This is a genomic window from Sphaerochaeta globosa str. Buddy (assembly GCF_000190435.1).
Classification (GTDB): Bacteria; Spirochaetota; Spirochaetia; order Sphaerochaetales; family Sphaerochaetaceae; genus Sphaerochaeta; species Sphaerochaeta globosa.
This window is the reverse complement of record NC_015152.1, coordinates 3,096,362-3,111,140: the sequence shown is the minus strand read 5'-3', so window position 1 is coordinate 3,111,140 and position 14,779 is coordinate 3,096,362. Positions and strand designations below refer to the sequence as shown.

The following is a 14,779-nucleotide window of genomic DNA, read 5'->3' as shown; positions in this document are numbered from 1 at the left end:
GCAGGGATTGGAAGAATGATATGGTCAAGTGAATAAGGGTCCACGGAGGATGCCTAGGAGCTGCCAGGCGAAGAAGGACGCGATAAGCTGCGATAAGCCGCGGGAAGGGGCCAATACCCGATGATCCGCGGATTTCCGAATGGGGTAACCCGTATGTCTGGATGACATGCACATGCAGGTGAATCAATAGCCTGCATGGGAGATACGCTGGGGAGTGAACCATCTAAGTACCAGCGGGAGTAGAAATCAATTGAGATTCCCCCAGTAGCGGCGAGCGAACGGGGAGGAGCCCAAACCGCGTGCCTTCGGGTGCGCGGGGTTGTAGGGATGCGGCGGGGGCTTGCCCCGTGCAGTCAGAAACTGCAAGTGTAGCGGAACGGTCCTGGGAAGGCCGGCCAGAGCGGGTGAAAGCCCCGTACGCGAAACGCTTGCAGCTGCATGGCCGCGTTACCTGAGTACGGCGGGACACGAGAAATCCTGCCGGAAACTGGGGGGACCACCCTCCAAGGCTAAATACTCGGCAGCTACCGATAGCGCATAGTACCGTGAGGGAAAGGTGAAAAGGACCCCGGGAGGGGAGTGAAAGAGAACCTGAAACCGTGGACCTGCAAGCGGTCAGAGCCCGAGAGGGTGATGGCGTGCCTTTTGTAGAATGAGCCTGCGAGTTACCGTATGCGGCAAGGTTAAGGGATGGGAGTCCCGGAGCCGCAGGGAAACCGAGTCTGAACAGGGCGTTCAGTCGCGTGCGGTAGACCCGAAGCCAAGTGATCTAGCCATGGCCAGGCTGAAGCAGGAGTGAAATCCTGTGGAGGGCCGAACCTAAATCCGCTGAAAAGGGTTGGGATGAGCTGTGGCTCGGAGCGAAAGACTAAACAAACTTGGAGATAGCTGGTACTCTCCGAAATAGCTTTAGGGCTAGCGTCGCATGGACTGTCGCGGAGGTAGAGCACTGGATAGGTGAGGGCCCGTCACTGGGTACCGAGCTTAACCAAACTCCGAATACCGCGATACAATGTGCGGCAGTCAGACGGCGACTGATAAGGGCCGTCGTCAAGAGGGAAACAGCCCGGACCGCCGGCTAAGGTCCCAAAGTCGTGCTGAGTGGGAAAGGAAGTATGATTGCACAGACAGCCAGGAGGTTGGCTCAGAAGCAGCCACCCCTTCAAAGAGTGCGTAACAGCTCACTGGTCGAGTAGTCATGCGCCGATAATGTAACGGGGCTAAGCACGGCACCGAAGCCGCGGGACAGCAGCAATGCTGTCGGTAGGAGAGCATTCCGTGTACGGAAGAAGCGGGGGCGGGAGCGCCCGTGGACGGGACGGAAGAGAGAATGCAGGCATGAGTAACGAAAAGACGGGTGAGATCCCCGTCCGCCGAAAGCCTAAGGTTTCCAGGGTAAAGTCAATCTACCCAAGGGTCAGTCGGCCCCTAAGGCGAGGGCGAGAGCCGTAGCCGATGGGAAGCGGGTCAACATTCCCGCACCTCCCAGGGTTCCGATGGGATGACGCATAGGGCGAAACGCAGCCGGGCGACGGTAGTCCCGGCCGAAACGGCGAGCCGACGAGGCCCCCAGGCAAATCCGGGGGCCGAGGCGAGCCGCGAGCGAGCTGCATCACGGTGCAGCGAAGTGCGCGTAGTCGTCGTGCCGAGAAATAATCCCTAAGGAACGGCCCTGGGGGACCGTACTACAAACCGACACAGGTGGGCGAGCTGAGAATGCACAGGCGCACGGAAGAATTCGCGTTAAGGAACTCGGCAAAATGCATACGTAACTTCGGGATAAGTATGGCCCCCGCAAGGGGGTTGCAGAGAAACGGCCCATGCGACTGTTTACCAAAAACACAGGTCCATGCGAACCGGCAACGGGAAGTATATGGACTGACACCTGCCCGGTGCTGGAAGGTCAAGAGGAGTTGTCAGAGCGATCGAAGCAGCGAATCCAAGCCCCAGTAAACGGCGGCCGTAACTATAACGGTCCTAAGGTAGCGAAATTCCTTGTCGGGTAAGTTCCGACCCGCACGAATGGTGTAACGATATGGGCGCTGTCTCAACGCGAAATCCGGTGAAATTGAAGTCCAGGTGAAGATGCCTGGTACCCGTGGTTAGACGGAAAGACCCCGTGAACCTTTACTTCAACTTGGCATGGAGACTTGGGCAGGGATGTGTAGGATAGGTGGGAGGCCGCGAGGCGTGGGCGTCAGCCTGCGCGGAGCCGTCGGTGAAATACCACCCTTGCCTGTCCAATTTTCTAACCGCTGCCGTCATCCGGCAGCGGGACAGTGCCAGGCGGGAAGTTTGACTGGGGCGGTCGCCTCCAAAAGAGTAACGGAGGCGCGCGAAGGTCACCTTAGGATGGTTGGGAATCATCCGGCAAGTGTAAAGGCACAAGGTGGCTTGACTGCGAGGCAAACAAGCCGAGCAGGTACGAAAGTAGGTCTTAGTGATCTGGCGGTTGCGAGTGGAAGCGCCGTCACTTAACGGATAAAAGGTACTCCGGGGATAACAGGCTGATCTTGCCCAAGAGTTCATATCGACGGCAAGGTTTGGCACCTCGATGTCGGCTCATCGCATCCTGGGGCTGGAGCAGGTCCCAAGGGTTTGGCTGTTCGCCAATTAAAGCGGTACGCGAGCTGGGTTCAGAACGTCGTGAGACAGTTCGGTCCCTATCTGCCATGGGCGTTGGATGTTTGAGGGGTTCTGCTTTTAGTACGAGAGGACCGAAGTGGACGAACCTCTGGTGTACCGGTTGTCGTGCCAACGGCAGCTGCCGGGTAGCTACGTTCGGAAGGGATAACCGCTGAAAGCATCTAAGCGGGAAGCCCTCCCCAAGATGAGACATCCCACCCGCACAAGCGGGCGCAAGGAAACAGGGAGACTACCTGTTCGATAGGCCGGGGGTGCAAGCGCGGCAACGCGTTCAGCCCACCGGTACTAATCATCCGAGAGGCTTGACCATATCATTATTCCAGTCCCGTGGGCTGCCAAGGCCGGTCGTGCGAGTTATCTCGCGCTCCCAGGCGTTGGCCGGCCCGGTGGCCACAGCAGGGTGGACACACCCGTTCCCATCCCGAACACGGAAGTTAAGCACCCTCACGCCGATGGTACTACGGTTAGCCGTGGGAGAGTAGGTAGCCGCCGGGCCTCTTTTTTGCCTTGCACCGGTTTACCGGATGTATATACATAGATAGAAAAGGGGACGTGAAAGCGTCCTCTTTTCGTCGTTAGGCATATAATGGCTATTTGTATAATAGGATATCGAGTTTTATCCTATCTGCGTCTTGTCCAATACAACCCTTTTCACTATGATGGTAGCAATTCAACTCAAAAGTGAATACAGAGGGTATATGTATGCAGATTATGTTGAACAACTTAAAGAGAACCTATGGCACATTGCATGCAGTCAATGGCATTAGCCTCTTTATACCCTCGAACACCATTTATGGTATCATCGGCAAGAGCGGTGCTGGTAAATCCACGCTGGTTCGGCTGATCAGCCTTTTGGAACGACCTGATGAAGGTGAAGTGCATTTCGATGATACACGGGTGGACAACCTTGAGAAGGACAGCCTTATTCAAAGACGTCGCCGTATCGGGATGATTTTCCAGAACTTCAATTTGTTTTCCAGTAGAAATGCAGAACAGAACATTGCGTATCCCTTGGAGATAACCGGTGTACCCAAGCAGCAGATCACTGAGCGAGTGGATACACTACTCTCTCTCGTAGGGCTTGAAGGAAGGGGTAAAGCTCCGATCAGTACCCTGAGCGGGGGACAAAAGCAGCGTGTCGCTATTGCGAGGGCCCTGGCCACCGATCCGGATATCCTGTTCTGTGATGAAGCCACCAGTGCTCTCGATCCGCAGACCACCCATGCAATATTGGCACTCCTCAAGGAAATACAGCGAAAGATGTCCTTGACGGTAGTAATGATTACCCATCAGATGGAAGTCGTACGCGATGCATGCGACCAGGTTGCTGTCCTTGATGACGGAGTTGTTGTCGAACAGGGTCTGGTTACCGATATCTTTGCCAATCCAAGTAGTGAAGTAACCAAGGAATTTCTGACTCATTTGGTGGGTCTTGACGAGTCTTCCCTCTCAGACGACCACATGGTCCATTGGTCAAAGAAAAAAGGAGCCTATACCTTGCGGTTTCGCGGAGGTACAACAGACCAGCCGATTTTAAGCAAAATCAGTCGACAGATAGGCGTTGATTTCAATATCCGTGCCGGCGGAGTGCAGAAAGTCAGTGATGTTGAGATTGGCACCATGCTGGTGGATATCAGCGGCAGTGATGAGGAGAAAAAACGGGCCATCGAAGCTCTCAAGCAGATGGGTGTCGTGGTGGAAGAGGAGGTTGCAGAATGAGCAAAATTTGGCTGTTGGTTTTCGACGCCACCCTGCAAACCCTGAGTATGGTCTTCTTCTCCACTTTGTTTTCCCTGCTTTTGGGACTTCCTCTGGGAATTCTTCTTTCGGCAACCTCAAGCGAAGAACAGGGAGGAATCATCCCCCATCCAATGCTGAACAATATACTGGGTAGAATCGTCAATGTCCTGCGTTCATTTCCGTTCATCATCCTGATGATTCTCCTCTTTCCTCTTTCAAGAATCCTGATAGGCACAAGTATCGGCACCACCGCTACTATCGTCCCGCTGTCGATCGCGGCAGCACCATTTGTGGCTCGAGTCATCGAGACTGCACTGAAGGAGGTGGATCCGGGGGTCGTTCAGGCCGCCCGTGCAATGGGTTCCACCAATTTTCAGATTGTCCGGAAGGTGTTGATTCCTGAGGCTCTGCCCTCCTTGGTCAGCGGTGTAACGCTCACCATTATCAACTTGATCGGCTACTCGGCAATGGCCGGGGCCATCGGGGGAGGCGGCCTGGGAGACCTGGCGATCCGCTATGGGTACCAGCGCTTCCGAGGCGATATTATGTTCGTTGCCGTTGTAATCATTCTGATTCTCGTTGAGATCGTTCAGGTGATAGGCAATAAAATCAGCGCCAAGCTCATCGCTCGTCGTTGATGAAATGAGTGCGCATACCTCTCGCCTTGTGGGGGAGAGAAGGAGAAAATATGAAAAAGTTTCTAAGCATCACCCTTGTACTGTTGCTTGCATTCTCATTGTTTGCAGCAGGTACCAAAGAGCAAGCAACCTCCAAGACCATCGTCGTTGGAGCAACCCCTGAACCCCATGCTGCATTCCTGAATCTGGTTGTAGAGGACCTTAAGGCGGCCGGATATACACTCAAGGTGCAGGAGTTCACTGACTATGTGACTCCGAACGAAGCACTCGAAAGTGGTGAGTTGGATGCAAACTTCTTCCAGCACATCCCCTATCTGGAATCCTTCAACAAGGAGAAAGGATATCACCTGGCGAATGCAGGCGGTATTCACGTAGAGCCGTTTGCCCTGTACTCCAAAAAGTATAAGACCCTTGCAGACCTCCCCAATGGTGCTACCATTGCCATCCCCAACGATCCAACCAACGAAGGTCGTGCCCTGCTCTTGCTCGAGAGTGCAGGCCTGCTCAAGCTTGCTGCCAATGCCGGTCTTGAAGCCACTCCTCTTGATGTTGCGTCCAATCCCAAGAACTTGAGGTTCCGTGAGATTGAGGCAGCAAGTCTTCCTCGTGTATTGCAGGATGTCGATGCAGCCATCATCAACGGCAATTACGCCATCCCCGCTGGTCTCATCGCCACCCGCGATGGTTTGCTCGTTGAAGGTGCTGACAGTCCGTACGTAAACGTTGTGGCCGTCAAGCAGGGTCGTGAGAACGATGCTGCCATCGTAGAACTGGTAAAGGCACTGCGTGGTGCGAAGATTAAGGCATACGTAGCCGAGCATTATACCAACGGTGAAGTTGTCCTGGTTTCTAAATAAGCACTTGTGTTTTTCAATCAGCCTCCTGGCATACGCTGGGAGGCTTTTTTGTATAGATATGCAAGTATGGAAAATAAAATAAAACCCTCTTTTGCACAGTGTTGGTAAACTGTTAGCAAAATATTGAAATTAGTGGTAAGGTAATAAGGCATTGAGAGGGCGATGGAGCAGAAGATGTGGTAGTCCCTGCCCATTGTTCTCCCAATGCTTAGGACTACCACAATGCCCAAGCATATCACTTCATCCAGGAAGGAGACACCCTGGACCGGCAAGGACGATGCGACCCCGTTGCAATCATTCATTGATGCAATCAATCTGTCCAACTACAAGAAGAAGCATCCCTCAATTTCGGACACCGAAGAAAGTGAGCTTCTCAACTCCTATGCACCCCAGGAGTGCCGGTATTGCCAGAGCCTCAAGATCCAGAAATACGGATTCACGAGCAACCATGTCAGACGTTACCGGTGTTCGGATTGCGAAAGGACTTTCACGGTCACAACGGGCACCATATTCGACAACCACAAGATACCCATAAGCGAATGGGTGGATTATCTGCTCGGCTTGTTCAGGATGCAGAGCTTCAACTCAGTATCGAAATCAAACAGAAACAGCGACACAACAACGAATTACTGGACATCCAAACTCTGCCTTACACTCAGGGGATACCAAGATACTATTGTTCTCAGGGGAAAAGCTTACATCGATGAGACCTTCTACAAGCTGAGGAAAGAAGATATCCAGATGAAGGAGGATGGGCTGCAGTATCGTGGTCTATCACGAAACCAGATCTGCATGGGGATAGGATGCGATCTCTCCGGCCATGTTTTCTGTACCATCGAGGGGAACGGAAAGACATCCTCCAAGAAAACGTTGGAGGCATTCCTTCATCATATCGAGCCAGGGACAACCCTTGTCCATGATAGAGAGAAAAGCCATGACAGTCTGGTGAAAGACCTGCACTTGGTGAGTGAAGCTCATAGCTCGAAGTCGCTCAAAGGCTTGCCTGACAAGGAAAATCCAATGAACGAAATCAACCAGCGCTGTCGACAGCTCAAGCAGTTCCTGAACTCGCATTCCGGTTTTGACAGAGCCAATCTCTCTGATTACTTGAACCTCTTTGCTTTTATTGTCAATCCTCCCAACGACCCGTACAAAAAGATTGAAACTCTACTCAACAGGGTTTTCGAAAACCCTATTTCGCTCAGTTACAGAGAGAAATACTCAAACTAACGCTCTATTTGCAGTTGGCGACCAACACTGTGCAAAAGAGGGTTTATAAAATAGGATAAATATGCATATAAATTGACAGATATTGTATAAATATGTACAATTGATATTCATTACTCCGGAGGAACCCATGAAAGGACGCAGTTTTCTCACGCTCAAGGACTTCACGACAGAAGAGATACTCTCTCTTTTGCAATTGTCGATTGATTTGAAAGCGAAAAAGAAAGGCCAAGGCTGCCCCTCCAAATTGGAAGGGAAGTTGCTTGCAGACAAAAACATCGTACTTATCTTTGACAAGAGTTCCACCCGCACCCGTTGTTCTTTTGAGGTGGCTGCATTCGATGAAGGGGCACAAGTCACCTTTCTGACCAACAGCCAGATGGGCAAGAAGGAGTCGATCGAGGATACCGCCAAGGTGCTGGGAAGATTGTACGATGGTATCCAATACCGCGGCTTTTCTCCGCAGGTAATTCGCGATCTTGCAAAGCACAGCGGCGTCCCTGTATGGAACGGGCTTACCGATGACGACCATCCCACCCAGGTGTTGGCCGATGTACTGACTGCTATGGAGCATACCGGCAAAGAGCCTAAGGATATTACGTTTGCCTATATCGGTGATGGCCGAAACAATGTCTGCAATGCCCTGATGATCGGCGCTGCCAAGTTGGGTATGGATTATCGCATTGCAGCACCCAAAAAGCTGTTTCCCTCCCCGGTTCTCCTTGCTGAACTTAAAGCGGCGGCTCTTCAGTCGCAAGCCAAGATTTCAGTAACCACCGATCCGTACGAGGCAGTGAAGGGTGCGGATGTCATCTACACCGATGTTTGGGTCTCCATGGGGGAAGAAGATCAGACAGCGGACAGGATTGCACTGCTTAAGGACTATCAGGTAACCATGGACCTTTTAAAGGCTTCAGGCAAAGCTGATGTACTGTTCGAGCACTGCCTGCCTTCCTTCCACGACCTGAATACCACCGTAGCACAACAGATTCATGCACAGTTCGGTCTGCGCGAGCTAGAAGTCACCGATGAGGTCTTTAGAAGCAAGCACTCGGTAGTCTTCGATGAGGCAGAGAACCGCATGCATACAATCAAGGCCGTAATGGTTGCAACCCTGACGGATTTGACCTGATTTTTCTGTTGCCTTGCTCCTCTTTGATGATACAGCACAAAGAGGGGCAAAAAACATGACTGTCTATCACACGCTTCTTGAGGAACTGTACCAACGACTCGGATCGTCTAAGCAAATGGTTCTTGCAACCAGTCGCAAAGACCGTACTACGGCAAGAATGATGAGCTGTGTCATCCCCTGAGAAGTGGCAATGAGTTCTTTGCCAAAGCGTACCAAGGCGAGTATCCCGGTTCTTTTGCCTTGTATTCAAGGATTGCCACAGAAGTTGTCTTCAAGGTTGACCCTACCTTGATTACGTTGTACGAGTATGAGAACCAAGAGCCGGTGAGAAAGATATTTTGTTGCAAAGAAAAAAATAGTATGAGAATTCACCGCTTGGTGGCTCTTGATGGACCGCTTTGGTAGAGTCAGAAAGGCTCTACCGTATCAAATTGACCCAATAACAGTGTATTCCCTCCAATGGGGGTATCGGATTGCCCCATGTAGGTTCCGCAGGGTGCTGAATGTATGAGGTTATGTGGGTATGATAGAATAATATAAAATAATATTATATAAGTAGATAAAAGCAATTATACCGTGTTTATCGGAACTTGGCACGCTTGTTGCAATTGTGTTATCGAACCCGAAAAGGGAGAGAAACAGAATACAACAGAACACGGAGGTGTACTATGAAATACTTAGCAAAACGTGATTACGATTCCCCGATGGTGTCAGCTTTTGACTCGTTGTTCAATGACATGCTTGGCGACTGGGGTCTGACGCCTTCCAGGTTTCCTGCTGTAGACATCATCGAGAATGAGGATGCCTATGTCTTGGAAGCTGAGCTTCCAGGCTACAAGCAGGAGGAAGTGAAGGTACATGTCGAGAAACACGTACTGAAGTTAAGTTCCACCAAGCAGGGCAAGAAGGAAGAGAAGGAAAAGAGAAGGCTCGTAACCGAACGCTGCTACCAGTGCTTTGAACGTTCCTTCACCCTGCCTGAGGATGTGGATGAGGAGAAGATTGAAGGAGTATTTGCCGATGGTCTTCTGAAGCTCACCCTCCCAAAGAAGGAAGTGGCCAAGCCGAAAGCAATTGAAGTAAAGATTAAATAAACGGTTGAGGAAACCTATCCTGTACATGCAAGACCCCGCTTTGAGTGGGGTCTTCGCATGTTCAGGCTTCGATCAGCGTTGCATAGAAATTAACTGCATGTTGGATATTTTCCACACTGATGCGCTCATCGGGGGCATGCATGCGGGCAACTTCACTTGTATCCATACGTACCGGTGTAAAGCGATAGATACACTGGCTCAAGTTCTGGTACTTGCGGGCATCGGTGGCTCCGAGCATCAGATAGGGGGTTACCAAGACATTGCCGAAACACGCAGTGATGGTTTTCCGTATGTCCGTAAACGCTTCTGCTTCGACGGGGCTCACCTCGGATGGGGCTGTAAAGCGAACTACCTCGAGTTTGACCGCAGGATTGCCGATGACCTTTTTTATCCACTGAAGCACTTCTTGCTGTGTTTGGGTGGGTAGCAGTCGGATATTCACGGTTGCCGTTGCCTTCTCTGCAATGACATTGCTCTTGTCGCTTGCCGCAATCATCGTCGGTACAATGGTGGTTCGTATCAAGGCATTCATTGTTGCATTCCTGCTGAAGACGAGCTTCAGCAAAGGCTTGGTGATCCAACGATTCAAAAAGAGCAGCCGGTAGGCAAAAGGCCCCCGCCTTCCGAGTGATTCCAGCATCGCCTTGACGGGGGACGTACATCTGGGGGGCATGGCTTTCCTCTCCAAACGGGAGGCGGCCCGGCTGACCAATCCCAATGCGGTGGGGAAGGAGGGGGTGGAAGAATGGCCTGCTTTGCAGGACGCAGACAGCTCGACATCCATGTAGCCTTTCTCGGCTATACCCACTACTGCAATATCCTGTTTGAAACCCTTGATGTATCGTTGGCTGACCACGCCTCCTTCATCGAGGACGTACGCGAATTGCTGCCCTTGTTTCTCAAAATAGGAAGCGATGGTATGGGCTCCCTCTTTCGATCCGTTGCATTCCTCATCGCAGCCGAAGGCGACAAAGAAGGTTGTTTTTGGGTGTTTCCCCTCTTTGAGCAGTGACTCAAATGCGGTGAGGATGGCGATTGTCTGCACCTTGCAGTCGAAACTGCCTCTTCCATAGAGAAATCCGTCTTCGATGACACCGCTGAACGGAGGATGTGACCATGCTTTTTCCTGCGCTCCTACGACATCGAGGTGTGCAGTCAAGAGAACCGGCAGGACTTGCGTGTTCTCACCTTCAAAACGATACACAAGATTATAAGCACCCACATCCGTTGTGATGCGGCATTTTTCACAGAGGGGATAAGCCTTGGCAAGCAAATCGGCAAGACGGGTGAATTCGTTCCAATCGGTTTGATTTGTGTCTTGGTGGGAAACGGTTCTGCACTGTACGGCCTTGCTCAGCACCTCAAGGGCTTTTTCCCCATCGATGGTCCTCCCAGGCTGTGATGCCATTCCCTCTGGTTGTTGGAGAACAATCGTACGTATGATTACGATGGACGCAAGGAGCAGAAATATACCTGCAAGGAGAGATAAAACCATGCTGATTCTCCAAATCCATTCTAGTGTTTTTTACATTATAATGATATATTGTACAGTAACAATAGTTTTGTAGCGGAACCAGGGAGTAATAACACGCATGCCCAAGAAGATAGATCATGAGCAGAGGAAGGAGAAAATCCTGCAAACAGCCCTGAAAGTGTTTGCGCGCGAAGGGTATCGTGACTCCAATCTCTCCTTGATTGCCACCGAATGTGGCATTTCCCGGCCTACCATCTATCAGTACTTCAAGGACAAGGAAGAAATTTATTACTATGCGGTGAAACTGGTTACCGGCCGGATGTTCAATAAGTACGCCACGTTTGCCTGGTCGACCGATCAGAACTATATCGTGCGCATCACCAACATCTGCCTGGATATCATGCAGACAGCCAGTGAGCATGACGGAGAGCTGACCAGCTTGGTCGATGTCATGCTGCAAATGAAGAAGGAAGGCAGGGATTTCAACGAGATAATCCTGCGCCGAACCGCAAAACTCACCATTCTCTTCAAGCGACTGCTTCGGATGGGAATCAAGGCGGGAGACATCATTAGTTGTGATGTGAACCGGGTGGCGGATCATTTGCTTTTGCTGCTTGAGTCCTCCTGTTTCCAGGTGGCGTTCCTCGATACCTTCGATATGCAGCACTCCAAGCATCTGGTAAGCACCTATCTGGCTTTCTATAGTGCGAAGGCTGTTCCTAGCCGGTAAGGCAAAATCTCAGTATATTTGCTGTGTACAGGATAGGGCCCGACATGGGCCAGGTTTCTTCATGCCTGAAGATGAGGAGCATCCATGAATATTGATACGATGACCATCAAATTGCGTCAGGCACTCTCTGATGCAGATGTACTAGCGAATGAACACGGTAATGCAGAGATTACCACCGAACACCTGATCTTGGCCCTGCTGGACCAAAAAGAAGGGCTGCTGCCGCCGCTTCTGGAGCGGTTGGGGGTTCCTTTGAAGCAGGTGAAAGAGAAGATCGAGGACCTGGTTAACCGACTTCCCAAAGCCTATGGCTCGAATGTCCAGCGGTCTCTTTCCGCCCAGCTGGGCAGCGAGTTGTATGCAGCGGACAAGGTGGCTGCTGAATTCAAGGACCAGTATCTGAGTGCCGAGCACGTTTTGCTCGCGATTTTGGATGATGGCAGCCAGGCAAGCAAGACGCTCAAAGCCTTGGGATTGACCAAGGATGCGGTAATGCAGGCTTTGCAAAGCATCCGGGGGAACCAGAGTATCCAAAGCGAGGACCCTGAAAGCCGCTACCAAGCCCTAGAGAAGTACTGCAGGGATATGACGACTCTTGCCCGTCAAGGAAAGTTGGACCCTGTTATCGGCCGTGATGAGGAGATCCGCAGATTGATGCAGGTCCTCTCCCGAAAGACAAAGAACAATCCAGTTCTTATCGGTGAACCCGGTGTAGGAAAAACCGCCATCGTTGAAGGGCTCGCCCTGCGCATTGCCTCCGGTGACGTACCTGAGTCGCTCAAGGGCAAACGTTTGCTCAGCCTGGACGTCGGTTCATTGGTGGCCGGTGCCAAGTACCGTGGAGAGTTTGAGGAGCGACTGAAGGCTGTAGTCAAGGAAGTCACTTCCAGTGAAGGGGCGATCATCCTGTTCATCGATGAATTGCATACCATCGTTGGGGCGGGGGCCAGTGAAGGTTCAACCGATGCTTCAAACCTCATCAAGCCAGCTCTCAGCCGCGGCGAGCTTCATACCATCGGGGCAACAACCTTGGATGAGTACCGCAAGTACATCGAACCGGATAAAGCCTTGGAGCGTCGCTTCCAGCCGGTCTATACCAAGGAACCATCGGTGGAGTCGACGATAGCCATCCTTCGCGGGCTTAAGGACCGTTACGAAGTGCACCATGGGGTGCGGATAAAGGATGAGGCGTTGGTGGCGGCGGCTACATTGAGCAACCGGTATATCACCAACCGCTTCCTTCCGGACAAGGCAATCGACTTAGTGGATGAGGCGGCAAGCCAGCTGAAAATGGAGATTGAGAGCCAACCGGATGAGTTGGACCAGGCCGAGCGCAAGATACTGCAGTTGAACATCGAGGACCAAGCTCTGAGCCGTGAGACCGACAAGGCAAGCAACGAACGGCGTGAAAAATTGCACAAGGAGCTTGGGGAGCTGAAGAACAAGCGTGATGCCATGCATCTGCAGTGGGTCAACGAACGATCGTTCATTGCCAAGCTTCGTGAGCATAAAGCCAGGTTGGAACAGTTGAATCTCGAGGAGCAACGAGCGGAGCGCGAAGGCGACCTTGCAAAGGCTGCCCAGATCAAACACGGCCAGATTCCTGAGTTGATGCATCAGATCGAAACGATGAACCAGCAGTTGGCCGGCGTGCAGACAGAGGGCAAGCAGATGCTGCGTGAAGAGGTCAGCGAGGATGATATCGCCCGCATCGTCAGCAATTGGACGGGCGTACCGATTGCAAAAATGAAGGGCAGTGAGATGGAAAAATTCCTGCATCTGGAAGAGACGCTTGCCAAACAGGTGGTCGGTCAGAGACAGGCGATACAAGCGGTAAGCAATGCCATCCGACGTAATAAGGCCGGGATTGCCGACGAGCACAAGCCTTTGGGGACCTTTTTGTTTGCCGGACCTACGGGAGTGGGAAAGACTCTGCTCGCTAAAGTCCTTGCGCAGCTGCTTTTTGACGATGAGAAGTCCTTGACCCGTATCGATATGAGTGAGTATATGGAGAAATTCTCGGTCAGCCGACTCATTGGTGCGCCTCCGGGATATGTAGGATATGATCAAGGCGGTCAACTTACCGAGGTAGTCAGAAGGAGGCCCTATTCGGTCATTCTTTTCGATGAAATCGAGAAGGCTCATCCGGATGTCTTCAATGTACTGCTCCAACTGCTTGACGATGGTCGTCTGACCGATGGGCAGGGCAGAGTGGTCGACTTCACCAATACGGTGATCATCATGACCAGCAACCTGGGTAGCCAGCAGCTGCTTGCTTCCCAAGACCATGCAGAGGGGGTGAAGTTGGTGACCCAGATCATTAACAACTCCTTCAAACCGGAGTTCATCAACCGTCTGGATGAGATCATCGTTTTTGAACGATTGGGAGAGGACCAGATACGCCAAATTGTAAGCCTGCAGCTGAAACAGCTCCAATTGCGGCTTGAAAAACGCGGTTTCTCACTGAGTTGGGATTCCGAAGTGGTGGAATTGCTCTATCGCGAAGGTTACAATCCTGCGTTTGGGGCGAGACCCATCAAGCGGGCCATCCAAAGGCTGGTAGAGGATCCATTGTCGATCCAGCTGCTTGGCGGCCGTTTTGCCCCGGGTTCTGCAATCCGTCTTACTTTGCAAGGCTCTGAGGTGGTTGCTCTCTAGATAGCAGTGTCTGATAGTCTTGCAGCGTATCGATGTCCAGGATGTAGGCTTCATCGTCTACCTCTATTTCCTGAACGGGATACGCTGCAAGCAGTGTTCGCATGGTGAACGGGTCATTCTGGCTTTTAATAACCTCCAGGAAGGTCGATGAAAGCAGGACCGGATGGCCCAGTCTGCCTTTGTAGCTGGGTCTGGCTGCCTGAGCTGTGCAGTGCTGCATGAGGAATCGATAGTGCCTCTCCTCGATGAGGGGCATGTCCGAAAGGGAGATGAAAAAGCTTTCCGTCTCTCTGAGGTGACAGGCACCGCAGCGGGTGGAGCTTCCCTGACCCCTCTCATACTCAGGATTGTGTACGACCAAAAGGTTGTCACAGAATAGGTCCTTTATTGCCTCTTGTACTGCATCGGCCTTAAACCCGGTCACCACTACCGTGTAGAGGCCGGCGAGCAATGATTGCCTTACCGAGCGATGGACCAACGTCTCTCCTTGATAGGAGAAAAGCAATTTTTTTCCTTCGCTGCGTGAACCAAGACCGGCGGCCAACAAGAGATTTTGCATGCTGCTTCCTTGAGTGAGTATTGC

Annotated in this window: 12 protein-coding genes and 2 rRNA genes; 11 read left to right on the top strand and 3 right to left on the bottom strand. The window is 51.8% G+C overall.

Features of this window, described 5'->3' with window-relative positions:
* The first annotated feature begins 22 nt into the window (after positions 1–22).
* The 8 genes from SPIBUDDY_RS14540 (at position 23) to SPIBUDDY_RS16460 (ending at position 8,421) form a co-directional block, all read left to right on the top strand.
* Positions 23–2,956 (top strand): 23S ribosomal RNA (locus SPIBUDDY_RS14540).
* A gap of 72 nt (positions 2,957–3,028) precedes the next feature.
* Positions 3,029–3,141 (top strand): 5S ribosomal RNA (rrf, locus tag SPIBUDDY_RS14535).
* Positions 3,142–3,348: 207 nt separating this feature from the next.
* Positions 3,349–4,365 carry a methionine ABC transporter ATP-binding protein gene (locus SPIBUDDY_RS14530; RefSeq protein WP_013608529.1) on the top strand — a complete coding sequence of 339 codons (1,017 nt, stop codon included), beginning with the start codon at positions 3,349–3,351 and terminating at the stop codon, positions 4,363–4,365.
* Positions 4,362–5,024, top strand: coding sequence for a methionine ABC transporter permease (locus SPIBUDDY_RS14525; RefSeq protein ID WP_013608528.1), 663 nt, complete (start codon positions 4,362–4,364; stop codon positions 5,022–5,024). Before SPIBUDDY_RS14530 ends, SPIBUDDY_RS14525 begins: the two co-directional genes overlap by 4 nt.
* Positions 5,025–5,074: 50 nt before the next feature.
* Positions 5,075–5,881, top strand: a complete 807-nt coding sequence (locus SPIBUDDY_RS14520) for a MetQ/NlpA family ABC transporter substrate-binding protein (protein WP_013608527.1) — start codon at positions 5,075–5,077, stop codon at positions 5,879–5,881.
* A 222-nt stretch (positions 5,882–6,103) separates the two neighbouring features.
* On the top strand, positions 6,104–7,111 hold the full coding sequence (locus tag SPIBUDDY_RS14515; protein ID WP_013606063.1) for an IS1/IS1595 family N-terminal zinc-binding domain-containing protein: 1,008 nt from the start codon (positions 6,104–6,106) through the stop codon (positions 7,109–7,111).
* Positions 7,112–7,238: 127 nt separating this feature from the next.
* On the top strand, positions 7,239–8,240 hold the full coding sequence (gene argF / locus SPIBUDDY_RS14510) for an ornithine carbamoyltransferase (RefSeq protein WP_013608526.1): 1,002 nt from the start codon (positions 7,239–7,241) through the stop codon (positions 8,238–8,240).
* Between the two features lie 55 nt (positions 8,241–8,295).
* Positions 8,296–8,421 carry a hypothetical protein gene (locus SPIBUDDY_RS16460; RefSeq protein ID WP_013608525.1) on the top strand — a complete coding sequence of 42 codons (126 nt, stop codon included), beginning with the start codon at positions 8,296–8,298 and terminating at the stop codon, positions 8,419–8,421.
* Here the strand turns inward: SPIBUDDY_RS16460 and SPIBUDDY_RS16245 are convergent.
* Complete coding sequence (locus tag SPIBUDDY_RS16245) at positions 8,411–8,587, bottom strand: hypothetical protein (protein ID WP_155816130.1); 177 nt, start codon at positions 8,585–8,587, stop codon at positions 8,411–8,413. The two genes, SPIBUDDY_RS16460 and SPIBUDDY_RS16245, sit on opposite strands and share 11 nt — an antisense overlap.
* A gap of 321 nt (positions 8,588–8,908) precedes the next feature.
* Between SPIBUDDY_RS16245 and SPIBUDDY_RS14505 the strand changes: the two genes are divergently transcribed.
* Positions 8,909–9,334, top strand: a complete 426-nt coding sequence (locus SPIBUDDY_RS14505; RefSeq protein WP_013608524.1) for an Hsp20/alpha crystallin family protein — start codon at positions 8,909–8,911, stop codon at positions 9,332–9,334.
* 61 nt (positions 9,335–9,395) lie between these two features.
* On the opposite strand, the gene SPIBUDDY_RS14500 is transcribed toward SPIBUDDY_RS14505, so the two are convergent.
* On the bottom strand, positions 9,396–10,829 hold the full coding sequence (locus tag SPIBUDDY_RS14500) for a M20/M25/M40 family metallo-hydrolase (RefSeq protein WP_013608523.1): 1,434 nt from the start codon (positions 10,827–10,829) through the stop codon (positions 9,396–9,398).
* 97 nt (positions 10,830–10,926) lie between these two features.
* Between SPIBUDDY_RS14500 and SPIBUDDY_RS14495 the strand changes: the two genes are divergently transcribed.
* Together SPIBUDDY_RS14495 and clpB are read left to right on the top strand one after the other, a co-directional pair.
* Positions 10,927–11,538: a TetR/AcrR family transcriptional regulator gene (locus tag SPIBUDDY_RS14495; RefSeq protein WP_013608522.1), complete on the top strand. Its 612-nt coding sequence runs from the start codon at positions 10,927–10,929 to the stop codon at positions 11,536–11,538.
* Positions 11,539–11,622: 84 nt separating this feature from the next.
* Complete coding sequence (clpB, locus tag SPIBUDDY_RS14490) at positions 11,623–14,196, top strand: ATP-dependent chaperone ClpB (RefSeq protein ID WP_013608521.1); 2,574 nt, start codon at positions 11,623–11,625, stop codon at positions 14,194–14,196.
* Here clpB and SPIBUDDY_RS15915 read toward each other — a convergent pair.
* Positions 14,162–14,755, bottom strand: coding sequence for a nucleotidyltransferase family protein (locus tag SPIBUDDY_RS15915; protein WP_013608520.1), 594 nt, complete (start codon positions 14,753–14,755; stop codon positions 14,162–14,164). The two genes, clpB and SPIBUDDY_RS15915, sit on opposite strands and share 35 nt — an antisense overlap.
* Positions 14,756–14,779: the final 24 nt, after the last annotated feature.